General features: G+C 33.0%; 29 protein-coding genes. 10 read left to right on the top strand and 19 right to left on the bottom strand.

The window, feature by feature from the left end:
• Positions 1-16: 16 nt before the first annotated feature.
• Positions 17-358, bottom strand: coding sequence for a hypothetical protein (locus ASE40_RS17205; RefSeq protein ID WP_057118359.1), 342 nt, complete (start codon positions 356-358; stop codon positions 17-19).
• A 212-nt stretch (positions 359-570) separates the two neighbouring features.
• Between ASE40_RS17205 and ASE40_RS17210 the strand changes: the two genes are divergently transcribed.
• On the top strand, positions 571-3,774 hold the full coding sequence (locus tag ASE40_RS17210) for a PAS domain S-box protein (protein WP_057118360.1): 3,204 nt from the start codon (positions 571-573) through the stop codon (positions 3,772-3,774).
• Between the two features lie 2 nt (positions 3,775-3,776).
• On the opposite strand, the gene ASE40_RS17215 is transcribed toward ASE40_RS17210, so the two are convergent.
• On the bottom strand, positions 3,777-4,208 hold the full coding sequence (locus ASE40_RS17215) for a response regulator (RefSeq protein ID WP_057118361.1): 432 nt from the start codon (positions 4,206-4,208) through the stop codon (positions 3,777-3,779).
• A gap of 193 nt (positions 4,209-4,401) precedes the next feature.
• Here ASE40_RS17215 and ASE40_RS17220 point away from each other — a divergent pair, with 193 nt between their 5' ends.
• Positions 4,402-4,902, top strand: coding sequence for a pyridoxamine 5'-phosphate oxidase family protein (locus ASE40_RS17220; protein WP_057118362.1), 501 nt, complete (start codon positions 4,402-4,404; stop codon positions 4,900-4,902).
• A gap of 109 nt (positions 4,903-5,011) precedes the next feature.
• Here the strand turns inward: ASE40_RS17220 and ASE40_RS17225 are convergent, their stop codons facing one another.
• From ASE40_RS17225 to ASE40_RS17235, 3 genes are all read right to left on the bottom strand, one after another.
• Complete coding sequence (locus ASE40_RS17225; RefSeq protein ID WP_057118363.1) at positions 5,012-5,725, bottom strand: DUF72 domain-containing protein; 714 nt, start codon at positions 5,723-5,725, stop codon at positions 5,012-5,014.
• Positions 5,722-6,453 (bottom strand): DNA-formamidopyrimidine glycosylase family protein, encoded by a 732-nt coding sequence (locus ASE40_RS17230; RefSeq protein WP_057118364.1) that lies wholly within the window; start codon positions 6,451-6,453, stop codon positions 5,722-5,724. The genes ASE40_RS17225 and ASE40_RS17230 overlap by 4 nt, the downstream gene beginning before the upstream one ends.
• A 67-nt stretch (positions 6,454-6,520) precedes the next feature.
• Complete coding sequence (locus ASE40_RS17235) at positions 6,521-7,093, bottom strand: ferritin-like domain-containing protein (protein WP_057118365.1); 573 nt, start codon at positions 7,091-7,093, stop codon at positions 6,521-6,523.
• Positions 7,094-7,282: 189 nt separating this feature from the next.
• On the opposite strand from ASE40_RS17235, the gene ASE40_RS17240 reads away from it, so the two are divergent.
• Positions 7,283-7,825 (top strand): hypothetical protein, encoded by a 543-nt coding sequence (locus ASE40_RS17240; protein ID WP_057118366.1) that lies wholly within the window; start codon positions 7,283-7,285, stop codon positions 7,823-7,825.
• 69 nt (positions 7,826-7,894) lie between these two features.
• On the opposite strand, the gene ASE40_RS17245 is transcribed toward ASE40_RS17240, so the two are convergent.
• The 4 genes from ASE40_RS17245 to ASE40_RS17255 form a co-directional block, all read right to left on the bottom strand.
• Positions 7,895-8,542 (bottom strand): DUF5661 family protein, encoded by a 648-nt coding sequence (locus tag ASE40_RS17245; protein ID WP_057118367.1) that lies wholly within the window; start codon positions 8,540-8,542, stop codon positions 7,895-7,897.
• A gap of 90 nt (positions 8,543-8,632) precedes the next feature.
• Positions 8,633-8,794 carry a DUF1328 domain-containing protein gene (locus ASE40_RS21750; RefSeq protein WP_082586828.1) on the bottom strand — a complete coding sequence of 54 codons (162 nt, stop codon included), beginning with the start codon at positions 8,792-8,794 and terminating at the stop codon, positions 8,633-8,635.
• Between the two features lie 80 nt (positions 8,795-8,874).
• Positions 8,875-9,972 carry a DNA topoisomerase IB gene (locus tag ASE40_RS17250; protein ID WP_057118368.1) on the bottom strand — a complete coding sequence of 366 codons (1,098 nt, stop codon included), beginning with the start codon at positions 9,970-9,972 and terminating at the stop codon, positions 8,875-8,877.
• Positions 9,973-10,013: 41 nt separating this feature from the next.
• On the bottom strand, positions 10,014-10,253 hold the full coding sequence (locus tag ASE40_RS17255) for a hypothetical protein (protein WP_057118369.1): 240 nt from the start codon (positions 10,251-10,253) through the stop codon (positions 10,014-10,016).
• 417 nt (positions 10,254-10,670) lie between these two features.
• Here ASE40_RS17255 and ASE40_RS17260 point away from each other — a divergent pair, with 417 nt between their 5' ends.
• Positions 10,671-11,330: a hypothetical protein gene (locus ASE40_RS17260; RefSeq protein ID WP_057118370.1), complete on the top strand. Its 660-nt coding sequence runs from the start codon at positions 10,671-10,673 to the stop codon at positions 11,328-11,330.
• Positions 11,331-11,454: 124 nt separating this feature from the next.
• Positions 11,455-12,042 (top strand): DUF4142 domain-containing protein, encoded by a 588-nt coding sequence (locus ASE40_RS17265; RefSeq protein ID WP_057118371.1) that lies wholly within the window; start codon positions 11,455-11,457, stop codon positions 12,040-12,042.
• A 158-nt stretch (positions 12,043-12,200) separates the two neighbouring features.
• Here ASE40_RS17265 and ASE40_RS17270 read toward each other — a convergent pair whose 3' ends face one another.
• From ASE40_RS17270 to galA, 5 genes are all read right to left on the bottom strand, one after another.
• Positions 12,201-13,253: an NAD(P)-dependent alcohol dehydrogenase gene (locus ASE40_RS17270; RefSeq protein ID WP_057118372.1), complete on the bottom strand. Its 1,053-nt coding sequence runs from the start codon at positions 13,251-13,253 to the stop codon at positions 12,201-12,203.
• Positions 13,254-13,406: 153 nt separating this feature from the next.
• Complete coding sequence (locus tag ASE40_RS17275) at positions 13,407-13,814, bottom strand: cupin domain-containing protein (protein ID WP_057118373.1); 408 nt, start codon at positions 13,812-13,814, stop codon at positions 13,407-13,409.
• A 27-nt stretch (positions 13,815-13,841) separates the two neighbouring features.
• Positions 13,842-14,258 carry a cupin domain-containing protein gene (locus ASE40_RS17280; protein ID WP_057118374.1) on the bottom strand — a complete coding sequence of 139 codons (417 nt, stop codon included), beginning with the start codon at positions 14,256-14,258 and terminating at the stop codon, positions 13,842-13,844.
• A gap of 192 nt (positions 14,259-14,450) precedes the next feature.
• Positions 14,451-15,320, bottom strand: a complete 870-nt coding sequence (locus ASE40_RS17285; protein WP_057118375.1) for a helix-turn-helix domain-containing protein — start codon at positions 15,318-15,320, stop codon at positions 14,451-14,453.
• 169 nt (positions 15,321-15,489) lie between these two features.
• The gene (galA, locus tag ASE40_RS17290; RefSeq protein ID WP_057118376.1) at positions 15,490-18,312 is read right to left on the bottom strand and encodes a beta-galactosidase GalA; all 2,823 of its coding nucleotides are present in this window, start codon (positions 18,310-18,312) and stop codon (positions 15,490-15,492) included.
• 233 nt (positions 18,313-18,545) lie between these two features.
• Here galA and ASE40_RS17295 point away from each other — a divergent pair, with 233 nt between their 5' ends.
• From ASE40_RS17295 to ASE40_RS17305, 3 genes are read left to right on the top strand one after another with little or no spacing between them, the layout of a single operon-like run.
• On the top strand, positions 18,546-18,929 hold the full coding sequence (locus tag ASE40_RS17295; RefSeq protein WP_057118377.1) for a hypothetical protein: 384 nt from the start codon (positions 18,546-18,548) through the stop codon (positions 18,927-18,929).
• Positions 18,930-18,963: 34 nt separating this feature from the next.
• Positions 18,964-19,830, top strand: a complete 867-nt coding sequence (locus tag ASE40_RS17300) for a chromate resistance protein ChrB domain-containing protein (protein ID WP_057118378.1) — start codon at positions 18,964-18,966, stop codon at positions 19,828-19,830.
• Positions 19,831-19,888: 58 nt separating this feature from the next.
• A complete protein-coding gene (locus tag ASE40_RS17305) occupies positions 19,889-20,389 on the top strand; it encodes a hypothetical protein (protein ID WP_057118379.1) in 501 nt (166 codons plus the stop codon).
• 32 nt (positions 20,390-20,421) lie between these two features.
• Here ASE40_RS17305 and ASE40_RS17310 read toward each other — a convergent pair whose 3' ends face one another.
• The 3 genes from ASE40_RS17310 to ASE40_RS17320 form a co-directional block, all read right to left on the bottom strand.
• Positions 20,422-20,892, bottom strand: coding sequence for a hypothetical protein (locus tag ASE40_RS17310; protein WP_057118380.1), 471 nt, complete (start codon positions 20,890-20,892; stop codon positions 20,422-20,424).
• A 58-nt stretch (positions 20,893-20,950) separates the two neighbouring features.
• A complete protein-coding gene (locus ASE40_RS17315; protein WP_057118381.1) occupies positions 20,951-21,355 on the bottom strand; it encodes a lysozyme inhibitor LprI family protein in 405 nt (134 codons plus the stop codon).
• A 114-nt stretch (positions 21,356-21,469) separates the two neighbouring features.
• A complete protein-coding gene (locus tag ASE40_RS17320) occupies positions 21,470-21,958 on the bottom strand; it encodes a TlpA family protein disulfide reductase (protein ID WP_057118382.1) in 489 nt (162 codons plus the stop codon).
• Positions 21,959-22,105: 147 nt separating this feature from the next.
• Between ASE40_RS17320 and ASE40_RS17325 the strand changes: the two genes are divergently transcribed.
• Both ASE40_RS17325 and ASE40_RS17330 read left to right on the top strand, forming a co-directional pair.
• Positions 22,106-22,408 carry an ArsR/SmtB family transcription factor gene (locus tag ASE40_RS17325; RefSeq protein WP_057118383.1) on the top strand — a complete coding sequence of 101 codons (303 nt, stop codon included), beginning with the start codon at positions 22,106-22,108 and terminating at the stop codon, positions 22,406-22,408.
• Between the two features lie 7 nt (positions 22,409-22,415).
• Positions 22,416-23,522 (top strand): NADH:flavin oxidoreductase, encoded by a 1,107-nt coding sequence (locus tag ASE40_RS17330; RefSeq protein WP_057118384.1) that lies wholly within the window; start codon positions 22,416-22,418, stop codon positions 23,520-23,522.
• Positions 23,523-23,909: 387 nt separating this feature from the next.
• On the opposite strand, the gene ASE40_RS17335 is transcribed toward ASE40_RS17330, so the two are convergent.
• Positions 23,910-25,046, bottom strand: coding sequence for an acyltransferase family protein (locus ASE40_RS17335; protein WP_057118385.1), 1,137 nt, complete (start codon positions 25,044-25,046; stop codon positions 23,910-23,912).
• 125 nt (positions 25,047-25,171) lie between these two features.
• Positions 25,172-25,819, bottom strand: a complete 648-nt coding sequence (locus ASE40_RS17340; protein WP_057118386.1) for a DUF1349 domain-containing protein — start codon at positions 25,817-25,819, stop codon at positions 25,172-25,174.
• Positions 25,820-25,827 lie beyond the last annotated feature (8 nt).

A 25,827-nucleotide genomic window follows, 5' to 3' on the forward strand; every position in this document is an offset into this window, starting at 1 on the left:
AATCTATTTTTACTTTTTATGTCAATTCGCTTATATCAGCATTTTTAGAATAATTAGCTTTCGGAATATCTTTAAAAAATTCAGCTTCTTCTAAGTCAGCTGTTGGTCCGTATCCTAATAAATGGGTTCCTTTTCTGTTGTCTTTTGTTTCAATAACATACAAGATAGACATATCATCTGGATCGCTCATACCTTCATAACGATGGTGGGCTACAATAAAAATATCTTCTGGTTTGTATGCTGTTTTAGTTTCTGAATCTATTAATTGATCATTTTCAAATAAATAATTCACTGTATATCCTTCTTCTTGATATCTTTTAATATAATCGGTTTCGTGTTTTGAATCTTCTCTTTTCATGGCTTTTTTATTTTTAATCTCTTTATCAAATTTCCGTATTGAAACCAGATAAAATTAACTCAAACGATTTTAATCTTGCCTCATTCAAAAATGAGACTTTTTGAATATTTATTTTTTATTAATTTTAACGAAGCCTAACTTTAGGCAAGAATTACTACATTTAAAAATTAATAAAACTCTGTTTATTAATAAGAGAATAAATACCACATTTAATGAACACTAACAATTATGAATTTCTGGCCAATGGAGGAGAAATGGGACAGCTTACCCGTGCCAAAGATTGGAGTAAAACTGAGGTTGGACCAGAAGCATCTTGGCCGCAAAGTCTTCGTACTACTTTAGGAATTTTATTAAACTCCAAATTCCCCATGTTTTTATTTTGGGGGCCAAATCATATTTGTTTTTATAATGATGCCTATCGTCCTAGTCTTGGAAACGATGGTAAACATCCCTCAATCCTTGGTGAAAAAGGCGCCGATTCATGGCCGGAAATCTGGCATTTTATTAAACCTTTACTGGATCAAGTACTTATTGAAGGAGAAGCTACCTGGCATGAAGATCAGCTGCTTCCGATTTACAGAAATGGCAAAATCGAAGATGTTTACTGGACATTCAGTTATAGTCCTGTAAAAAATGATGAAGGAATAATAAATGGAGTTCTTGTAATTTGCAACGAAACTACCGATAAAGTAAACATTCGTAAAAGGCTTGAAGAAAGCAACGAACGCTATTTAAGTAACATTCTTCAAGCTCCAAATGCGATGTGTATTTTTAGAGGTGAAGATTATACAATAGAAATTGCCAATAAATTGATGCTGGAAATTTGGGAGCGAAAAGAAGAAGAGGTTCTACATAAACCTGTTTTTAAGGCACTTCCCGAAGTTACCAATCAGGGTTTAGAAGAAATTCTGAAAAATGTTTATACTACTGGTGAAAAATTTACCGCCAACGAACTTCCTGTAAGTCTAAACCGAAAAGGAAAACCGGTAATTAATTTTATAAATGTTACTTATGAAGCTTTAAAAGAAGCCGATGGTACTATTTCTGGTATTCTGGCTATTGCCAATGATGTAACGCTGCAGGTCCTTTCCCGCACTGCTGTTGAGGAGAGCGAAAAGCGTTTTAGAAATATTGTAAAACAGCTTCCGCTCGGGATTGGAATTTTTAAAGGGAAAGATCTCGTTGTAGAAATGGCGAATGATACTTATCTGCATATTATTGATAAAAATGAAGAAGATATATTAGGCAGGCCAATTTTTGATTCTGTTCCTGAAGCAAAAGAGACTGTTTTTCCACTACTAAAAAACGTTTTTGAAACAGGTGTTCCTTACTATACAGACGAACTTCCTGTTACTTTATATCGTTATAACAAACAGGAGTTAGGTTATTTTAATCTTGTATTTTATCCCTTAAAAGAAGAAAATGCGATTACAGGTGTTATTATTGTTGCCTACGAAGTTACAGAAGAGGTAAAAGCGAGACATTTATTAACGGAAAGCGAAAAAGCATTTCGAAATATTGTAATGGATTCTCCAATTGCAATGGCAATATTTAGAGGTAAAGATCATATTATCGAAATGGCCAATATTTCGATGATGCGCAATATCTGGCAGAAAGAAGAAAAGGATACAATTGGAAAGCCTTTATTGGAAGTTTTCCCAGAATTGGAAAATCAAAAATATCCCGAATTGTTAAATGATGTTATTGCTAATGGAAAAACGATTCAAGAGAACGAAGCGATTGCTTATGTTGATATTAAAGGGAAACTAAAGAAATTCTACTTGGATTACGAGTATACTTCGCTTCTTGAAAAAAATGGGCAGGCTTCTGGCGTTATGGTTACTGTTAACGATGTAACGTCTAAAGTTAAAGCAAGAAAAAAAGTAGAAACTGCCGAAGAAAGAGCAAGATTAGCAGCCGAAATTGGAGAAATTGCGACTTGGGATCTTGATCTTCAGAATAAAAAATTAATTTATAGTGATAAAATCCTGGATATCTTTGGCTTTGAAAAAAAAACAAAAATAGTACATCAGGATATTCGAAGCCGAGTGCTTCCCGAAGACGAGCATATCTTAGTAGAAGCTTTTGCAAAGGCACTTTTAACAGGTATTTATAAATACGAAGCACGTATTCAAAAATTAGATGATTCTATCAGCTGGATAAAAGTCCACGGCAGGATATTTTTTGATGAAAATAAAGACCCTTCAAAAATGATCGGTACTTTGATGGATATTACTGACGAGAAAAACAGCCAGCAGGTATTGATGAAGAATGAAGCAAAATTTAGACTTCTGGCCGATTCTATGCCTCAGCTTATTTGGACAAGTGATACTTTGGGAAATCTAAATTATTTTAATGAAACTTTTTACAAGTATTCTGGATTATCTAAAGAAGAAATCGATAAAAATGGATGGCTGCAAATTGTACATCCTGACGATCGGGAAGAAAATGTTAAACTCTGGATGCATTCTGTAAAAACAGGTAATGATTTTTTATTCATTCACCGTTTTAAACGTTATGATGGTGAATACAGATGGCAGTTGAGCCGTGCTATTGCACAATTGGACGAACAGGAAAATATTCAAATGTGGGTGGGTTCAAGTACAGATATTGAAGATCAAAAAAACTTCACCAATCAGCTTGAAGAGCAGATTATTGAACGTACTACTCAGCTGGAACTTAAAAACAGAGATCTTGTTAACATGAATATCGAACTACAGTCGTTTGCTTATATTTCGAGCCATGACCTTCAGGAACCTTTGCGAAAAATACAAACGTTTGCCAGCCGTTTATCTGATTTAGATGAACAAAACATATCGGCAAATGCTAAAACATATCTAGCCAGAATTGAGATTTCTGCCAAAAGGATGCAGAATTTAATACAAGACCTGCTCGCCTATTCTAGAGCTAATTCTGCAGAACGCGTTTTTACAACGGTTAATATTGACGAAATTGCAGAAGAAGTCATCAGTGATTTCTCTGATCGAATTGAAGAAAAAAATGCAGTAGTAGAATATCATAATTTAGGAGAAGCTACCTTGATTCAGTTTCAATTTAGACAGCTGCTTCATAATTTGGTAGAAAATGCGCTTAAATTTTCTAGAAAAGGAGTTCCTCCAAGAGTAGAAATATCGTCAGAATTGGTAAAAGGAAGTTCTCTGCCAAATGCTGAGTTTAAAGATAAAATGTATCATCATCTGCAAGTTGCTGATAATGGAATTGGCTTTGATCTTGTCTATAAAGAAAAAATCTTTGAAGTTTTTCAGCGCCTGAATACAGAAAATGAATATAGAGGAACAGGAATTGGTCTTGCCATCGTGAAAAAAATCGTTGAAAACCATAAAGGTATCATTACCGTTTCCAGCGAAAAAGACAAAGGTTCTGTGTTTAATATTTATATTCCTGATATGTCTTAAAATCAATATTTGAAAACAAAATTGGTTTTATTTGGCACAAACTGCTTCCAATTTATACTTATCGCGTGCTCTATTGATTTTATAATATCACTCATTAAAACGGGCTTGGTTATAAAACAGTTCGCTCCAAGATTTCGGCATTTCTCGATAATGCTGGGCTCACTTGACGTAGAATAAATTACTACTGGGATATCTTTTTTATCCTCCGAACTTCTAATTTCTTCTAAAACTTCAAAACCGTTTTTTCCAGGCATATTTAAATCCAAAAAAACAACGTGCGGTGTTGGCGGCGGATTAAAAATAGCATCCAATAATTTTTCTCCTCCAGTATAAGTTTGAAGTGTGATTTTTTGCTTTATTGACTCTACTGCATCAGCAAAAATGCTTAAATCATCTTCGTCATCATCAGTATAAAAGATAGTATAGTTTGTCATTATTTTTCGAGTATGATTTTAATACTCAAATATAAAGCATTTTTGCAAAACAATCAATATGAGTATTTATTCTTACAAAAATATAAATTGAAATCTCATAATTTATAAGTTTAATTATATAAGCCTAAAAAGATAAAAATAACCAATTTTACTAGTATGAAATTAAACAAATACAAACTTAAAGTATAACGTTATGGGCGATCATAAAGACCTTACAGATGAATTTGCAGTAGATAAAATAAAAGATCTTGCAGAGAATATTAAAACATGTATGTTTTGTACTTACAATGAATACCGACTGCAGTCCAGACCTATGTCTGTTCAAAAAATTGATGATTCAGGAAACCTTTGGTTTTTATCAGATCGAAACAGCAGTCATAATGCTGAAATTTCTTTAAACCCAATGGTGGAATTATTTTTTGCTGAACCGCATGATAAGTTTTTAACGCTTCATGGAACAGCAACGATCCAGTATGATAGAGAAACTATTAAAGAATTGTACGACCCAATTGTTAAAGTCTGGATGCCAGGCGGCGAAGATGATCCGAATTTAAGTGTAATTAAAGTAGTTCCTGAAGATGGATATTACTGGAACAATAAAAACGGTAAAATCGTAGCTATTGCTAAAATGACTGCCGCGTTTGTAACTGGAAAAACAATGGATGATGGAATTGAAGGAACTTTGAAACTATAGTTTTCTATTCTATTTCATACAAAAAAAATTTAGCCACAGAGTAAAGATTACTAGGATTTCAAAAATCTATGATTCTTTATTCTGTGGCTAAATTTTTTATAATTAATGTCTAAGTATTCATTCGTTTTAATTCTAATGCATTTAATATACCTGCTTCACTCGCAGTATTATTAAAATAAACAAATCCTTTTTTCGAATCTAATTTATTGCTTACTGCTTCTAATTCTTCTGTCGAATAACTGGAATAAAACATTTTAGGAACACCATGAAATCGTACATAAACCAATGGAAAATCCTTGAAAATTGTTTTAGGAAGATCCGGATGACTAACGCTGCAAAACGTAATTTTGTTTTCTTTGAACGAATTCCATACTTCTTCATTCCACCAGCTTTCGTGACGAAATTCGATCACATTTTCAAATTCATAATTTAGACTGCCTATTATATTTTCTAATTTCTCTTTGCTATAAGCATAACTGGGAGGAAATTGGAATAAAATAACAGCGAGTTTCTCTTTCATACCAGATTTACAAACATTGTAAAAATCATTTAAAAGACCTTCACAATCCTGCAGCTTTTTGATATGCGTAATTTCTTTTGGAACTTTAATAGAAAATAAAAAAGATTCTGGGGTTTTATCGTACCAGTTTTGAAAAATTCTAAGAGTAGGAAATTTATAAAAACTGCCATTAAATTCGTATGTATTAAAATGCTGGCAATAAAAATCAAACCAATTTTTGGAGGGCAGATTTTGCGGATAAAAAATGTTCTTCCAAAAACTGTTATAAAAACTGGAACATCCTATTAATACTTTATTTTTCATGTATATAATTTTTGACAATTAGTGCAGAAAAAACTTCTTCGCTTTCGTTCTCCTGTCTGTTTTTTATGAAATGGAAGATTACATCTTAAACAAACTGATTTTGTATAAGCCTCCCAATGTTTTTTGAGTTCAAATTTCTTTTTCCAGTATAAAAATTCAAAGCTGTATGTCGAGCATTCAGCTATAATCTGACTCATTTCTTCTGGTGGAATTTTTCCAACAATTGATTCTGGATGAATGTAGCAGCGATATAAAACTTCATTTTTTATAATATTACCAACTCCAGAAAAAATGTCTTGGTCTAGAATAACATCGCAGATCATTTTGTCTGACATTTTTTCTAGACTAATTTGTGCCTTCTTCGGATTCCAGTCATCATTCATCACATCTACACTCCAATCGTAATGAGAGTTGATATTTCCTTCTAATATTTTTACGGAACAGGTATAAAAATTTATTTCACCATCATCAAAACCTAAACTCAATCTCGGTTGTGATATTTTACGTTCGTTTATTCTGTATGTTCCGAACATTAGTAAATGAATCTTGACCGTAAAAGAGTCAAAACATATTAAAAAATGCTTTCCCCAAGTTTTAAAATCATGAATGGTTTTATCCTTTAGGCGAGAAATATCTATACTGGTATTTCCAGAAACAGAAATTACTTTTTTTCCTGTGAATTGCTGTACCTCTTCTTTTAAAATTACTATAGACGGACCTTCGGGCATAAAATTTATTTTTAATTAAACTAAAAAGTGCAGTCCGAAAACTGCACTTTGAGTACATTCTTATTGCTTATTCAATTTCTGCTGCTTCAAGATTTACAGCATTTACAGCGACTTCCGTCAGTATTTTATCTGCTCCTTTTTCTTCATCAAGAGTTTGTTCCAGTAAAGTTGCCGCTTCTGGCAGACCTAGCGTTTCTGCAAACTGTCTTAAAGTACCATAAGTTGCAATTTCGTAATGCTCAATTTTTTGACTTGCAGCAATAATTGCCGCATCTCGCACTACTCCAATTTCGGTTTCTTCAAGCAATCCTTTTGCTTCTTCGATCAAACCTTCCATAGCGTCGCATTTTTTTGCTGTGGCTTTTTTACCTATAATTTTAAAAACTTCTTCCAAACGTGAAATTTGTTCTTCTGTCTCTGTTAAATGGTTGTCAATAGCATCTTTCAATTCAACAGACGATGCATTTTTAAGCATAACTGGCAAGGCTTTAGTTAAAGCTTTTTCAGCCCAATAAATGTCTTTTAAACTGTCTTCAAATAATTCAGTTAATCCAGAAGCTGCGTTTGATTTTGGTTTTGTTACGCCTCTTTCGATTGTCTCTTTTTTAGAGGTATTGTTTTTACTATCTGTAGTTTTCATGGTAATGATTTTTTATAATTAATAACATCATAAAAGTACTGCCTGCAGAATCAGACTGGTTATACTATTTTAAATATAAATTTCATTCTAAGCATCTGTTAATTATACAATTACATTAAATAATCCTATAAAACAAGGCAGGGCAATAGGCGTTAGATTTGTATATATAAATTACTAAAATTCAATATCATGAATACTACAGATAAAACAAACGGTACTTTTCCTCGAGATCCAGGAAACCCTAATAGTTCAGACAGAAATACTGTAATGAATGAGGAACTTTATGACTTAAATACAAAAGAAACTCAGAAAAGCCGAGCAGAAGATGCAGAACGCGGTTATACAGTTAGAGATGGATATAACCCAGATAAACCAAATCCAGATCAAGCATATGATGACGATTTAGACGATCTTAATGATGATTTTCATACCGATAGAGATCTTGAAGACAATGACGATGTCTTTGAAGTTGTTTTAGAAGATGAAAATGATTTAGAAGATGAAGAAGATGAGGACGAATATGTTGAAGAAGATCTTGATGAAGAAGTAGAAAATGACGAATTCGATAATCCTGCCGATACTTTTGAAAACGACTTTAATGAAACCGAAGACGATTTGGAAGATATTGACGACGAAGACGAAGACGAAGACGATGAAGACAACGATTATATTGAAGATGATGTTCAGGAAGAAGAACCAGAATATCCGCAAAACGATCCACGCCGATTGTAAATTTCTCTGCTTCTAAAAAAATAAAAAACCGTTAATTACTTAACGGTTTTTTTTGAGTTTAAAATTCAACTAATCTCCAATAATTTTCAATACTGGAATATCATCCATTTTAGCCAGACGTTCTGCTAATCCAGCTCTCGCTTCATTGAGTTCTTCTTCAACTTTACCCAATTCTTTATACCATTTTTCTTTTTCAATTGTCGAATGTTCCAATTTTCTTAAAATTTCATAGATTTCTCCCTCTGCTTCCATCACTTTTAATCTTTTGTAATAAGTAAGACTTTCAGTCATGTGTGCAAGTGCAATCATTGCTGTTAAGAAAGGGTGATTATTGGTAACATTGACATCTTTAATTTTCCCATGTTCCAATTCTACTTTTAAGGCAAAAGCAAATTCTTCCATGTTAAAAGCTTCGTGTTTGCTATTCGGATCCAAATAGGCTTTTATGGCATGCACATTATTCATAGTCGAAAGATCTACGTCAGTTTGTGTGCTGTCACTTAAATCTTTATAAACTACATTTGCAATTGCTCTGGCCTCTGCAACCGTAGGATCATTTTCCGGATTATCAAAATCTCGAACCGACCAATCCCAATTTTCAGGATGAACCGGTTTTATATATTTTTCACAAAAATCTGTAACATCATTTTTCAAACTTACCATTACATCTTCTCTTTTAATATAGACATCTTGGTAAGCGCCGCTTTTTGTTCCCATGACTGTTATTTTTTTTTGAAACTGCAAAAAACGACACATTATAAAAATAACTGTGTCGTTTTTTTGTTGTTTTATTTACTGATATTTTTATTAAACTCTCGTTCTTCCGCTGATTAATGAAATAACGAATAAGACTAAAAATATAAAGAATAAAATTTTAGCGATACTTGCGGCTCCAGCGGCGATTCCACCAAAACCAAATATTCCTGCCACTATGGCTAGAATAATAAATGTGACTGTCCAACGTAACATAATAATAGTTTTTTAGTTAATAATGATTTTGTTTGTTTTTCAAACTTTTCAGCTTTTAAGAGATGCTGTAACTCTATTTTTTAACTGCATGACGATTCTAAATTAATCTCATAATTTTGGATTAACTCAGAAAATGCAATTTCTGATTTCGTAAAATACTTTCTCGTACTTCGGCTTTTTTTAGCTAAATCAAAATATTTTTGAATCGAGCCATCTTCATAAGTCGAAATTAAAAGCGGATGAACGTAATAATCTTTGCAGACTTTTCTAGTGTTTCCTAATGCTTCTGCCGTTAAATCAAATGCGGTAACCACATTTTTTTTAGCTTCTTTTTCATCAGAAGTAACTCCGATTTCCATTAAGCTTTCAAAGAAAATAATTGACGCTGCCCATGTTCTAAAGTCTTTTGCACTAAAATATTCACCTGAAATATTATGCAGATATTCATTTACCATATGACTGTCAAGTACTTTTCTTTCTCCGTTTTTATCGTAATATTTAAAAACTTCCCAGCCTGGAATTTCTTCGCATCGGCTTACCAGTTTTATCAATTGTTTGTTTCTGGTTGTAATCGTATGCTGCTTACCTTTTTTGCCGACAAATTCAAATCGAAGCGAATTTCTATTGATGTTGATATGACGTTTTCTTAAAGTTGAAAGTCCGTATGATTTATTGTCTTTGGCATATTTTTCATTTCCAATTCTAATATGAGTCTCTTCCATCAAACGAATGACCAAAGCAATAACTTTTTCTTTCGACCATTCTTTATTTTCCAAATCAATATCAACTTGTTTTCTAATGGATGGAAGTTTAGCTCCAAACTCAGCAATTTTGTAAAATTTAGTTTGGTTTCTAAGCAGATTCCATTTTGGATGATAGCGATATTGTTTTCTATTTTTAAGGTCTATTCCAACAGCCTGTAAATGTCCGTTTGTAACATCTGTAATTCGAACATTTTCCCATGCCGGCGGAAGCACCAAACTATTAATTCTTTTTATTTCGTTTTTATTTTTTAGAGATCTTCCATTTTTTTTATAAACGAAATTTTCTCCTTCGCGACATCGAACAATTGTCAGCTGATGATCATTAATATATTCCAAATCTAATTTTTCAATCACTAAATGTGGAGTCTTAATTAACTGATTCATTAAAACTTCTTTTTTGGCCGCTGCATTCATGGTATTTAATTATTTATCACTGGGATCGTTTTAATCAATTTTTAATTATTTCGTAAAGAATCAATTAGACTTTTTTTATTCATGTAAGATCTTCCTTCTATACCAACTTTACTGGCTTGTTTTTGAAGTTCTTCTTTCGTCCATTCTTCATAAGGTTTTGCTTCACCGCCTTTTTTTCCTGCATGAGGCGTATTGGCAATTCTAGCAGATTTTTCTTTGCTATATCCCTTTTTTACAAGCGCCTCATATTGTTCTTCATTTTTAATTCTTGGATCTGGCATGACTATATATTTTTAAGGTTTAACATTTTCTAAATCTCATAATTCAAAGTTCTTTTAAAAGTGAAAGAAATTCGTTATAGAATTTTCGTTAGAAATTTCATAATTAAGGTTATGGATAATTGTGAATTATTAATTATAAGCTGTTAATTGTTGGATTTGATTTAATTTTCAAAAAAAAAANTTTAAACTTATCCTAATACAATTATGACTTTAAAAGAAATAATATGATTTGCATACAGTCTAAATTTGCACTTAAATTATTTCTTAAAATAAGTCCAATGAATTCAATAAAAAATCCAAAAGTTGGAGATCTATTTTATACTCAAATAAATAGAAAGTTTTTCTTTATGCAAATAATTCATATAACAACCAACTTACCATCTCCATAATAATGGGCAATATAATTATGGATATTTCATGGTTGTATTTGAAAAATCTTTTTCTAAACTCCCACTAACAATTGAGGAATTAGATTTAAATAGAGTGTATCAGATAAAATCTAAGCCTAAAAAAGCTATTTTATATGTAAGCCATTGGAATGAAATTCCAGAAATCAAAGTAAAAGATGGACGAATAGATTCCGCCAAACATAAAAAATATAAATTCGTTTATTTTGGAAACACATATGTTACAAATAAATTTGAGCCCGTAATTCTTCGAGAGTTTACCTTGCCTTCTCGAAATATATCTGATGAAAAAGGTTATACAATCTCTCATTCGCCTGACGATATAAATTGGATTTACAGCAGACTTATTCAGGATGAAGAGAAACAAAATGAAAAGACGAAAGAAATACTCCCAAAATATTTTAATGAATGGCTTGAATATGTTGAAGCTGATGCAATTATAAAAACAGAGAAAATTTTAACCTCTTTTGAACTAGATAGTCAAACAAAAGATACTCGAAAGGCATTAAAGAAATGTATTGTCGCACTTAATAAGTTAAATGAAAAACTGCAGTTTATAACAACTATTGAAGCTGAAAGTTTGGTTGATCAAATAGTAAAATTATCAATAAGCTTTGGACTGAATGATTTAGAATCAAATGAAATAATTGATAAGAATCGAGATTGGTAAAATATAATTGTTTTCATTCAAAAAATACTCAGCATCCAAATCATATAACAATCTCTAAAAATCCTGTAAGACATTGCTGTAACTTCTCAATAATTTTACATTATAACATTAAACTATTAAAATCATGAAAAAGTTACTATTAGCCGGAAAAGCCATTTTAGGAGCAGGATTAATTATTTTATTCCTTCAATCTTGTAAAAACGAAACCAAACAAGAAGATCCAAAAGAAGTTGCTGAGGATGCAAACGAGGCTAAATTTGATTCTATTGATAGCAAAGAAGATGATTCTGAGTTCTTAGTAGATCAAGCGGAAATTAATCTAGCTGAAATCGAAATAGGTAAACTGGCACAAACTAAAAGTACTAACGCAGAAGTGAAAAAATTTGGTAAAATGCTTGTTGATGAGCACACTAAATCTGCTTCTGAAGTAAGTGCATTAGCAAAAGCTAAAAACTTTACATTACCAACTTCTTTGACTGAAGAAGGTCAAGAAGAATACAATAAATTGAATGAAAAAACAGGAGTTGACTTTGACAAAAAATTCGCAGACATGATGATCGATGGTCACGAAAAAGCGATTAAAAAACTTCAAGACGCTACTAAAGATGCTCACGACGAAGATGTAAAAACTTGGGCATCAAACAATATTGCGGGTTTAACTGCACATTTAGAACATGCTAAATTGTTGAAACAAAACCTAGACAAAAAGTAAAATAAATTTAATTGGTTATTATTTATTTTTAAAAAACCCCTTAAGAGTTGAATTGCTTAAGGGGTTTTGAGTTTTATTTAAGTTGCTAAGAGACTAAGATTCTAAGGTTCTAAGAAAAAAACTTAGCGCCTTAGAATCTTAGAACCTTAGCAACTTATTTATTTTAAAGAAGCCATATCAATCACAAAGCGATATTTGATATCTCCTTTTAATAATCTTTCGTAAGCGTCATTTACTTCGTTTACACCAATTAATTCGATATCTGCAGTAATATTATGTTCTGCGCAGAAATCAAGCATTTCCTGAGTTTCGGCGATACCGCCAATATTTGAACCTGCGAAGCTTCTTCTTCCTAAAATAAGACTGAAAGAAGTTACAGGAAGCGGTTCCATAGGAGCTCCAACTAAAGTTAGCGTTCCGTCAACTTTAAGTAAATTTAAGTAAGCATCGATATTATGTTCTGCAGAAACGCAGTCTAGAATGAAGTTTAAACTTTTCGCATGCTGTGCCATTTGTTCTTCGTCTGTAGACAAAACAACTTCATCTGCTCCAAGACGTTTTGCATCTTCAGTTTTAGATAATGAAGTAGTGAAAACAACCACATGAGCGCCCATAGCTTTTGCCAATTTGATTCCCATATGTCCTAAACCGCCAATACCAACGATTCCAACCTTTTGGCCAGGGCCAACTTTCCAGTGTTTTAACGGCGAATAAGTTGTGATTCCAGCGCATAGTAAAGGTGCAACACCAGCAAGATCTAATTTATCTGAAATATGCAATACATAATTTTCATCGACAACAATACTTTGAGAATAACCTCCAAAAGTTTGTCCGCCTAAATGAACGTCAGGAGAATTAAAAGTCAATGTATTTCCTGGGTCGCAAAATTGCTCTAAACCTTCTTTACAATGTTCGCATTCTCTGCAAGAATCAACCATACAACCAACTCCAGCTAATTGTCCAACTTTAAAATTCTTTACGTGATCACCAACCTTAGTTACACGACCAACAATTTCGTGACCTGGAACAATTGGATAAATAGTTCCGTGCCATTCGTTTCTAGCAGAATGCAAGTCTGAATGACAGATTCCGCAGTATAAAATTTCAATTTCTACATCGTGGGCAAGTACTTCGCGGCGTTTAATATCTAGTGTCTGCAATGGTGCTTCGGCAGCTTCGGTACCAAAGGCTTTTATGTTTTTTGTTTCCATATTTTTTTATTTGTTTTGTTTCAAGTTTGAAGTTTCAGGTTTCAGGTTTACACGCAAAGAGCGCTAAGATTTACGCAAAGTACACAAAGGAAATTTTCTTTATTAAGATAAAAAACTTAGACTCTCAGTATCTCAGAACCTTAGTCCCTTAACCTAGTGACTGCTTAATAGAAAATACTCTCCATCGGTTACTTTTTCTAACCATACTCCGTGGCCTTTATCCACTTCTGTGATGATCGCAACATAAGAGAACTTTTCAAACGGAGTTGCTCCGTACCAATGTTCTATTCCTGGTAAAATTGTAACTACTTCGTCTTTTTGAAGTTTACGAACGGCACTTCCTCTTTCTTGGTAATAGCCTGTACCTTCTTTTGCAATTAGCATTTGCAGACCTGCATTACTATGCCAATTACTTCTAGCACAAGGCTCAAAAGTAACTTCCTTAATAACAGTATTTTCAGGATGAATATCACTGCTCTGTTTTTTATAGGAAACGTCACCCGTCATATATGTGCTCGGGACTTTTCCTTCTTCGATAACGGCTGCATAATTTGTTGACATAAATTTAGTTATTTTTTGAGATTAATTTTATTGATAACTGTTATATTCTTCATCTGTAACGGGTTCCAGCCAGTCTACAATTCCTTTTGCAGTATTGGTGCTGATGGCGATATGTGTAAATTCACTTTCGGGAGACGCGCCGTGCCAGTGTTTTATTTCGGGCTGAATGTTTACAACGTCTCCAACCTGTAATAATTGAATTGGTTTTCCAAGTTCTTGGTAATATCCTGTTCCGTGTGTGACAATAAGAATTTGTCCGCCGGGATGTGTGTGCCAATTGTTTCTTGCACCGGCTTCAAAAACAACATTTCCAACGGCAGTATTTAAAACTTCATCGTTTGGAACAAGCATTTTAACCCATGCGTTTCCTGTAAAATATTCTGAAGGTGCTGAATCTCCTTTAGGGAAAATGGCGTCATTATATGGATTATCTGATGTTCTCATAAATTTCTTTGTTTTGGAATTATCAGAATCAGGAAACTAAATTTTGGAAAGCTAGAAGGCGCTTTATGAAGTATTTATTTAGTCGTTAAAACTGATAAATGATTAATACTGTAATTTCAAGGGCAAAATTAGGATAACAATGCTTTTTGAAAATAACAATATTCAAACAAAAAATTATGAAATTGAAACAATTTACATTCGAAGTGATTTCGGAACTGTTCCTGTAAGCCTTTTAAAGTAATTATTAAAATAACTCGGATATTCAAATCCAAGTGAGTAACCAATGTCCGAAATACTCCAGTCCGTATGCTGTAATAATGCCTTTGCTTCGTTTATAATTCTTTCGGTAATATGGGCTGTTGTCGGTTTTCCTGTAACTTCTTTTACCGAACGATTTAAATGATTAACATGCACAGCAAGACTTTGCGCATAATCCTGCGGTGTTTTTAATGCTAAAGGTTCGTTTTTTGTTTCTATCGGAAATTGTCTTTCTAACAATTCTAAAAACAAAGAGGTTATTCTGGAAGAAGCATTTTTATGTTTAAAGAAATTATCTGAAGGCTGCATTTTCATTGATTCGTGAATAATCAAATTGATATAACTACGCATCAAATCATCTTTAAAAACATAATCTGTTTCATATTCTTTGATCATTTTCTGGAATAAAGAATCTATAAAGAGCTTTTGTTCAGCATTTAAAGAAAAAATCGGGGTTCCTCCTATTTTAAACAAAGGCGATTCGTGTAGTGTTTCTGAACGGTCTTTTGCTTTCAAAAATTCTTCTGTAAAAACGCAGGCATAACCTTCGTATCCTTCTGAAACAGTTTCCCAAGAATATGGAATAATCGGATTTCCAAAAAACAGAATCGTTCCGTCGGTTTCTATACCACGGTCAGCATATTGTATGATGCTTTTACTAGTATTGATGCAGATTTTATAAAAATCCCTGCGGCTGTAAACGGGAATTTTGCTTTGATCTCCGTTTATCTGATATACCTTAAAACCCTTCAGTTTTAAATCTGAAGTAAAATCGCAATTCTGAGTTTCTGTCTGATTATTCATTTTGCAAAGTTATGAAAATCAAACAATATTATTTTGTTATTTTTTTGTTTCAGGTTTCAAGTTTCAGGTTTCAGGTTTAAACACAAGAGTCGCTAAGTTATTTTTGCTCGCACATTAAGCAGATTTAATTTTTAATAATCTGTGTCATCTGCAAAATCTGCGAGAGAATTTATTTTAGATTCAAACTTCCTGCTCGTAAATCTTTCGCGGAAGCGGTTAAAACAACTTCTTTTGCATTTTCGTCTTTCTGGATAATGATTTGTGCATATCCGTTGAAAAGCTTTCTTTTCCAAGATGCTGCTGGCGTAATTACTTGAATAATTCCAGGATCTGTGTTCATAACGTCCCAGTCTTTTACTTTTTGTAACGGTGTCGCAGCAATATAGATTGTGTTTTTACCTTCTTTCAAAATAGCTGTATTCAAAGTATATTTTTGAGGATCTTCTGTACTTGGTTCTACTTTTTTTCCATTAACAAAAACTACTGTCTCTACTCCTATTTTCTTGTAAAAGAAACTCACAACATTTGAAGATGCATTATTTTTCAATTCAAATTCTCCTTTATAAATATACGATGGCGCCTGTTTTTTATAATCACGTTCTTTAAAAGCTTCTGTCCATTTACTTTCGTCATAGTTGGTCATTTCCTTAGGAAGAGATGAACTTTCACCTTTTTGTTCCATAAAATTAGTTATTGCAGAAAAAGAAATGTCATCAATAAATTGATCGCTTTCTAAAGAAGTTGGGTCACCGTTTCCTACACCCAAAATTTTTCCACCTTTTATAGAAAAACTGATTTCATCATTTGCTGTTGGAATATGTAAACCGTTTTTATCTGTAACTTCAACAGTTACAACAGATACATTTCCTTTCAAAACGTTTTCTTTATCTAAAGACAATTTTACATTTTCTGCCTTTCCAGTGGTTTTTTGGATTTCAGTTATTATTTTTTTTCCGTTTTTGTAACCAATTGCTTCCAGAGTTCCAGGAATGTATTTTACCTTCCATTCTAAGTGTCCATTTTGCTCCATTTTCTTTTTGCCGAGACTTTTTTTGTTTAGAAAAAGTTCTACTTCATCGCAATTTGAATATGCCCAGACATCAATTTCTTTTCCTTCCATCCCAGTCCAATTCCAATGCGGTAGTAGATGTAAAACAGGTTCTTTCCCCCACCAGGATTTCAGATAAAAAACATTATCTTTTGGAAAACCGCAGACATCCATCATTCCGAAATAAGAAGTTACAGACGGCCAGCCATAAGGTGTTGGTTCGCCACGGTAATCAAAACCCGTCCAAAAAAATACTCCAGCCAAATAAGGTCGCTCGGCATAAAATTTCCAGCCTTCTTCGATACTGTAAAAAGTCGGACGCGGTTTTTTATCATAAGCACTTTGATAGTGTTTGGCATCATCTGTAAAATAAATTCCTCGGGTTGCAAAAGTAGAACCTTCCTCCGTTCCCATTCCAGGCTGCTGTTTAAACTGATTTCTGTGCGCGTCAATATCTCCATTTCCGAGATAATTATAACCCATAATTTCTACTACAGAAGAAATACCACTTTTAAAACCACTGCTTATTCCCACCGTCACTGGTCTTGTAGGATCGATACTTTTGGCAAAACTCTGCATCACATTTGTTATTCTTTCCCCAACTATACCGCCTTCAATATTCCACTCTTCATTTCCAACCGACCAGCAAAAAATACTCGGATGATTGCGGTCACGTTCTATCATTCGCTGTAAATCATTCAAATGATAATCGTTAATTCCCATTAAACGGGTTTCATCAATAACCAGCATTCCCAATTCGTCACAAGCTTTCAGTAATTCGGGAGTTGGCGGATGATGCGAACAACGGTATGCATTTGACCCCATTTCTTTCAGCTTTTTAATTCTATAATACTGAATTTCATCTGGAAGCGCTGTCCCTATTCCTGCATGATCTTGATGATTGTTGGTTCCTTTTAATTTTAAAGGTTTTCCATTTAGAAAAAATCCATCTTCTGCATTAAATTCAATAGTTCTGATTCCAAACGGCGTTTCATAACTATCTATAATTTTTCCATCTTGCTTGATTTGAGTTACCAAACGATATAGATTGGGAGAATCAATATCCCACAAAAGCGGATTTTCAACATGAAGTTTTGTACTATGTGTGATTGTTTTATAAAATCCAGGAGCCAATATTCTTTCAGTAAAAGTAGCAGCCTGTTTATTTTTTTTATCAAAGATGGTTTGAGAAATCTCAATTGATCCTTTATAATTTCCTTTATTTTCAATTGTTACATCAGCAGTAACTGAGGCATCGTTATTTTTGAGTTCAGAAGTTACATAAGTTCCGTTTGTAAGAACATGAATCGGATTTGTTTTCTGCAGATAAACGTGTCTATAGATCCCTGCACCTTCATAAAACCAGCCTTCTTCCATTGAAGCATCTGCTCGAACCACAATCGTATTCTCTCCACCATAATTAACATAAGCCGTTACATCATATTCAAAACCATTGTAACCACTTTGTTCCGTTCCTAAATAAAACCCGTTGAAAAATACTTTTGAGTTTCTAAAAACACCATCAAATTTTAATGAAATTACTTTTCCAAGATCCTCATTTGAAATCGTTATTTTTTTCCTGTACCAGCCGATACTTTTGTCGGGAAAGTTTTTACCCGCCGCTTTAAATCCGTGACTGAAACTGGCACTTTCGCTAAAGGGCTGTTCCACCGCCCAATCGTGAGGTAAATCGAGTTTTCTCCAAGCACGATCATCAAAATCTTTTGCAGCAGGACCATCGCCAAATCCTGTTTTGGTTAAATAGGAAAAGTAGCCTTCTGCATGTCCAAAATCTTTTTTTGTATCGTATAAATGTCCAAACGAAAACTTCCATTCTTTATCTATTAAAATTAATTCCCTTCCTGTTTTATTTTGTGCCAAAGCATGAAAAGAGATTAAAAACATACAATAAATCAGGATTCCTTTTATAGAAATAGTTTTCATAAATAATGTGGTTAGTAAGAATGGTTAGCAAATAGCTATAAAAATATTCTTTTTAAAGCGATTAAAATAATAGTATTTTATCAAAATATAATCGTTTATAATTACTTACAGATAATTAACTCTACTTACAAAGTAGATCATAAAAATTTAGAATCATTCTATTGACATTACTCTGTTAAATTTCTCTCTTTTGATGTAATTTTATATTTGAATTCAATAAAAACTGTACTATTATGAGTGTTATTAAGGATGAAAAATTGCTACATAGTACCATTAAAAACATCGATCAGAAGATAGATAAATTAAATGATCAAAAGATAATTGCTTTTTTTGATGCACTTGGATTAACTGAAAGAGCTGACGTACCAAAGGATTTTCTAAAATGGGAAACTATATTGGTTGTTGTGCCAGACAGACATATTTCGCACAAATTAAAATATTATAAATATTCTATTTCAAGACTTTCTTTTGTTACCAATCCGAATGCACGCGAAATTCATATTTTTGATTTTAATGAATGGAAAAATGTTACGCGTAACAAGACACAATTTCAAATTAGAGAATTTTTGAAAACGAATTATGGCGGAGTGAGGCATCATATGGATAGATTAAATTAATTGCTTTAATAAAATAATGCTTTATACTTTTTAAATGAAATGGATCACTAGGGAAAGACCTAAAATTGACCGAATTGCCTGTCCTTGGCTGATTCTGAATTTTGTTGATCCAGAAGCCGAGTTTATCTATGTCCCGTTTGATCAAGTTTTGCATAAAGCAAAAGAAATAAACGCCATTCCGTTTGATATCCCGAATGTAGAATTCACGCATTATAATGAAGAATGTACTTTTGATTATATTATAAAAAAGTATAAAATTGTTGATCCAGCGGTTTTAATTATGGCAAAAATTGTTCGTGGCGCCGATACTGATCGTCACGATCTTGCTAAAGAAGCAGCTGGACTTTGGGCAATTTCAGCTGGACTTTCGCATAACATTACTAATGATATTGAATTACTCCAAACTGGATTAAAACTTTACGATGCTCTATACAGCTGGGCGAAATATCTGTATAAACAAAATCATCTGCAAAATAGTCCGTTCGAAAATTTACTGCACGAAGTTTATAATAAATTTTTGATTGAGAAAAAATCGAATCAAAAAACACCTGCATGGGTTAAAGAATTAAAAAATATTATTCAAGATCAAATAGATGCACAGTTTACTTTTGACTTAAAGAAAATTTCTAGTGATTTAGAATTGAATCCATCTTATTTATCAAGAGAGTTTTCTAAGTATTTTGAAGACTTAAATTTCGGTGAATATGTTCGAAAACTACGAATTGAAAAAGCCATAAACCTGATTCAAAATACAACTTATACTTTAACCGAAATAGCTTACATGACTGGATTTTCAGACCAAAGTCATTTCACCAGAATATTCAAGTTACAAACTGGAAAAAACCCTTCTTCTTATAGAAAAAATGCGCTAAAAAGTAATCCAGATACAAAAGGTAAATAGTGTTCTATTTATAGATTTTCATTGTCAATAGTTTTGTTTTTTAATTAATAAAACTATTATGATTTCATTGAGACACCTTTTCGCAATCACTTTATTCGCTTTAAGTTTGAATATATTTTCTCAAACTACTTATCCAAAAATCACAGGTTATTTTGGAATTCTTCACCCTATCGTGACCTTTAGCAGTGAACAAACAAACGTAAATTTTAGAGATTATTATGCTGTCGGATTTCCAACTGGAATCAATATTTGGAAAAATCAGAAAATTGGTTTTTCTTTTGAAGTTGTGCCTAATATTAGAGTTCAGGGAAATAGTGATAAAGTGACGAATTTATTATTTCATCCCGGTGTTTTAGTCGCATTAGGAAACGGTTATACATTTGCAGGAAGAGCAGCTTTTGAAAGCAGCGGACGATATGGTATTACTCCAGTAATAAACAAAACGATTATAAAAAGTGAGAATTGCAGTTATTTTGCGGCTATTCCTGTTCCTATTCGTTTTGGCAACGATCATCCCGCATCTTTAACTATTGGTTTTCAATTCGGAATTGCTTTTTAAAATCGCTTAAAAAAAATGAAACGTCACATGTTTTATTTAATTTCAAAAATCCGAATAAATTTTTCTTCTAATTTTTTCCTTTTCCTTTCTTCTTTCCATCTGGAATAGAAAGCCATAAAAAGTAAAAATAAGTTAACGATTGTAGAGGCACGTCTGAGTCCTTTTGCAAAAAAAAGAAAAAATATATTAATTGCCAGTATCAGAACAATTGGAGCATATTTCACCCAAGCGTATTGAAGTGTACTAACAGGTTCGACATTGTAATTTATTTGAAGTCTATTGTTAATATTCTCGTAGTTTCCTTTTACAAGAAAAACTGCTGAAGACTTTGCTGAATTTACTGTTAAACTAAAACTTCTATCATCAAAAAATCCATAAAAGGGCTTTATTGGTCCAGATAAAGGAAATATTCTCGATTGTCCTAAGAGTTCTTTTGGAGAACCAATTTCTGTATTGTCTTTTAATCTTGTTCGGAATTCAGCGATACTTAATTTTGATTCCATTAATTCCGATTTGAAGTTTGATTGGCAAACTTTTTTGTTATTAGCTTAAAATACTTTTTTAAATTTTTCGAATAAGTTCCTTTACCCGAGCAAAAACATAATTGGCCTCTTCATCATAAATAACCATATCAAAATCTCTGGTTCCTTCGGTAAAAATACCTTGCTTTTTGGTGTCTGTATATAACTGCTGAAAATATTGATCGCGCTTTTTGAGCCAGTCTAACTGCTCTTTTTTTAACTTAGACTGTTCTTTCGGACTTATTTTATTTTTTAAATTCTTATACACAACATTTAGCAAACTATCTGACTGGTTGTAATAGGCGTAAGAACAATTGCTCATCGCACTGCCTTTATCTAAGCATTTCTGATACTCTGCTTTCAGTTTTGAAACTGTTTCTAATGTTTGCGAATTAGATTTCACTGCAATCAAAACAAACAATATTACAAGTGCTTTTTGAATCATATTCTATGTTTTTTTGTTCAGGTTTCTTTTTTTGTTTCAGGTTTCAAGTTACAGTGTATTGGTTTATCGCACAGCATAAAACGTGAAACCTGAAACGTGAAACAAAATCATTTATTATTCAACAATACTTTTTACCATATCTTCAAGGGCTTTTCCGTGAATATTTTTGGCTAAAATAATTCCATTTTTATCTACTAAAAAATTCAAGGGAACAGATTGAAGCATATAATCTCCTACAACTGGAGAAGTCCAATATTTTAAATCACTTACTTGTGTCCACGGTAATTTTCCTTTTGCAATTGCTCCCAGCCAAAGCGGTTTTTTAGTATCCATAGAAACGCTGTAGATTGTAAATTTATCAGGATAAGCATTATACATTTTTAGTAATGTTGGCTGTTCTTTAATACAGGGTCCGCACCAAGAAGCCCAAAAATCTACTAAAACCAATTCTCCTCTTAAGGAAGAAAGTGCAATGTTATTTCCTTTCGTATCAGGAAGATCTATTTCTGGAGCAATATCGCCTACATCAACTCCAACAACCTGAGCTTTTGTACTAGTTATAACACAACATAAGAATCCTAAAATAAGTAATGTTTTCTTCATAATTGATTAAGTTTTTGTTTTTTGGGCTGTTTTTTAATCTCCAAACAAATATAAATACTTCTTCATAAATCTTCTCCTCCATCATAAAATTATCCTAAATAAATTATACTTAATTGGTATATCGGGAAAAGTCGATATATTTGCAGCATGGAAACGATAGAAATATTTAAAGCTTTGTCAAACAAGTCCAGACTGCAAATGCTGGAATGGCTTAAAGAACCCGAAATCAATTTTCCTGATCAATTGCAGCATGCAGGATTTGAACATGGTGTTTGTGTTGGTCAGATTCAAGCCAAGGCTGGTTTGACACAATCTACAGTATCTGAATACTTGTCTATTTTACAGCGCGCCGGCTTTATCGAGTCTAAACGTGTTGGACAATGGACTTACTATAAACGCAACGAAGGTGCCTTTGAAGCACTCAGTAAATTAATTCAATCTAATTTGTAAAATTACTATGAGTACAAACAACCTGTTTTCTCCATTTAACTTAAAAACGTTAAATCTGAAAAACCGAATCGTAATGGCGCCAATGACGCGCTCATTTTCTCCAAACGGAGTTCCAACTGACGAAGTAGCAGCTTACTATGAAAAAAGAGCTGAAGGCGAAGTTGGTTTAATATTATCTGAAGGAACTGTAATTGACAGACCTTCATCATCAAACGATGCTAATGTGCCGCATTTTTACGGAGATTTAGCTTTAAACGGATGGAAAAAAGTTATAGACGAAGTTCACGCAGCTGGAGGTTCTATGGGACCGCAGATCTGGCATATGGGAATTATGGACAATCATCAATCAGGATGGGTTCCTCCAGTTCCTTTTGAAGGTCCGTCTGGATTAAATCGTCCTGATTTTAGAAACGGAGTTTCTATGACAGAAAAGGACATTGAAGATACTATCCTGGCTTTTGGTAAAGCAGCTGCTGATGCTAAAAGACTAGGTTTTGACACTATCGAAATTCACGGTGCACACGGTTATTTAATTGACCAGTTTTTTAGAGCTGAAACGAATTTGCGTGAAGATATTTACGGTGGAAAAACACTGCCGGAACGTAACCGTTTTGCTATTGAAGTAGTAAAAGAAATTAGAAAACAAGTTGGGAATGATTTTGCTGTTATCATGCGTTTTTCTCAATTTAAACCTTCTGATTACAATTATAAATTGGCTAAAAACCCACAGGAATTAGAAGCTTGGCTTACTCCTCTTGTTGATGCTGGTGTTGATATTATTCACGCGTCGCAACGCCGTTTCTGGGAACCTGAATTCGAAGATTCTGATTTGAATTTTGCTGGATGGGCTAAAAAGGTAACTGGAGCACCAACTATTACTGTTGGTTCTGTTGGATTATCTGGTGATTTCTTTGGTGCTTTTGCCGGGGAAAGTTCACAGCCAACTTCTTTAGAAGAACTAAACAGACGTTTCGACAGAGGCGATTTTGATTTAGTTGCTGTTGGAAGACCTCTTTTATCTGATCCGAATTGGGTTGCTAAAATTAAAGCAGGCAAAACAGATCAATTAAAAGGTTTTAGTAAAGAAGCTTTGGGACAATTGGTTTTAGAATAAGTTTTTTTTTAAAAGGTACATAGTTACAAAGGTTCAAAGGGGCAGAGTTTTCCCTTTGAACCTTTTTTTTATTTTGGTTCCTTATATAAAGACAAAAGGGATAAACTTAATTATTTATCCCTTTTTTGAATGTCATAACTAACAAAATATTTTATTTAAGGTTCAAAGTTGCAAAGGCTCAAAGGGACAAAGTTTTTCCTTTTTACCTTTTTTATTTTGGTTTCTTATAAAGACAAAAGGGATAAACAATTAAGTTTATCCCTTTTTTGAATGTCATAACTAACAAAATTAAGAGATTCAATATTTTTATTTAAGGCTCAGAGAAACAAAGGTCCAAAGGGACAAAGTTTTTCCTTTGAGCCTTTGTCCCTTTGCCTCTTTGCCACTCTAAAAAACTTTTTTCTTTTGGAATTTATTCTGAAGCCACATTCTAACAGGTTCGTCGTATAATTTCAAACATACAAATGCCATGACAATACTAGCGATTAAAACTCCAATACCCTCTAAATATCCATTTTCCATTGAAACTTTGTTATCTACAACCCATGCTGTAAACCAATAAATTAACGGATAATGTGTAATGTAAATTGGGTACGAAATATCACCAAGAAGTTTGCAGATTTTAAGCGAAAACTCATTTTTAATCTCTCCGCCTGCGCCAATGGCAACGATAATTGGAAAAACTAAAATGATACAGAAAGATTCATATAACCCATTTATCCAAAGGCTGTTTTCGTCTCCAAATCTTGGCAAAGCTAAAACAATAGTTATTAGAATACTGCAAACCCAAAAAGCATTTTTTACATGAATTAATTTTCCTAAACGGCACAACAAAACTCCAGCAAAAAACGGATAAAGCAAACGTGTAAAACCTACATTCATCTGCTCCAGATTTAATGACCAGCCACCGATTACATCACCTTTAGGTCCAAAAACCGTATAATTAATTAACAGTCCGGCAAATATCAATACAAAAACTGATAGTACTTTATTCGAAAATTTACGAAAGATTAAGGCGTACAAGATATTTGCAATATATTCGAAAAAAAGTGACCATGCCGGACCATTTAAAGGATGCATTTCTCCCCAGCCTCTAATTTCTAACGAAGGCGGGATTGGTAATAATGTAAAACCGATTATCATGGTTAAAATAACTTTCCAAACGGCCATATCTCCAATCATTGGAAATAAAATATCAGATGCTTGAAAATAGTAAAATATAGCGCCAATGATCATCCCCATAATCACCATGGGCTGCAGGCGGATTAATCTGCGTTTGTAAAATTCCCATTGTCCCATTTTCGCCCAGCGATCATCATAAGCATACGCTACAACAAATCCTGATAAAAGAAAAAAGAAGTCAACAGCCAAATAACCGTGATTGATAATTTGTACAAAACGGTTTCCACCGCTAAAAGCTTCAAAAATATGAAAAGCAACTACCAAAATAGCTGCTACACCACGCAATCCATCAAGAATTTCGTAATGTTTTTTTGGTTTAATATCAGATGAAATTGAACTCATTTGTTTTGGGTTTCAGTTAGGTTAGGTTTTAATTGCAGATTTTAGATTGCAGATTTTAGATTTTCTGCACTCTGAAAATTTGAAAATTAAGTTTGGAATTTGGAGTTTTTAAATTGAAATTTAATCTACTGGTGATTTTTAAGCCACTCTGTTCTTCTTTGATCTGGTAAATGCTTTACAGAGAAGTTCTCAAATTTGGCTTCAAAACCTTTTCCGTCTGGAGAAGCGGCCATCAAACCAACCATAACTGGCGTATTGTCCTGTAATGGTGCATTTCTCGTCATAATATAGTTTTTATCATCAAAAGAATAAAAGACTTCAACAGCATCTAATCTTCTCACGGCTTTGATCCAGATAAAAGGCGGTGCTTTTTCTAAAGTTGTAACACTCCAATCGCTTTTGTCGTGCGTTACAACAGTGCTGATATTAAATTTTCCGTCCACAAATTCTACTCCAGTTTTGATGTAGTTTTTTTCATCAACGCGGATCATTAATCCCATTTGGTCAAAACGGGCAATGTAATTTCCAGTTAGTTTTACTTTGGCTTCAAATTCACCTCCATAATTAGCGTAGTAAAAAGGTGCATCGTCAACAGTAAATCCGTAATGCGAAATTCTCCAGTAATCGCTGTTTGCTGTTACGTTCATTATTAATGCATTGTTTTTAATTTCCCATTTTTCAGGTTCATTAAACCATTGCATTTTATTTAAAGTCTGCGCTGAAAGGTTCTGAAACAATACAAAACCAATCGTTAATAATAATATTCGTTTCATTTATAATT

This window comes from Flavobacterium sp. Root935, from assembly GCF_001429295.1.
Classification (GTDB): Bacteria; Bacteroidota; Bacteroidia; order Flavobacteriales; family Flavobacteriaceae; genus Flavobacterium.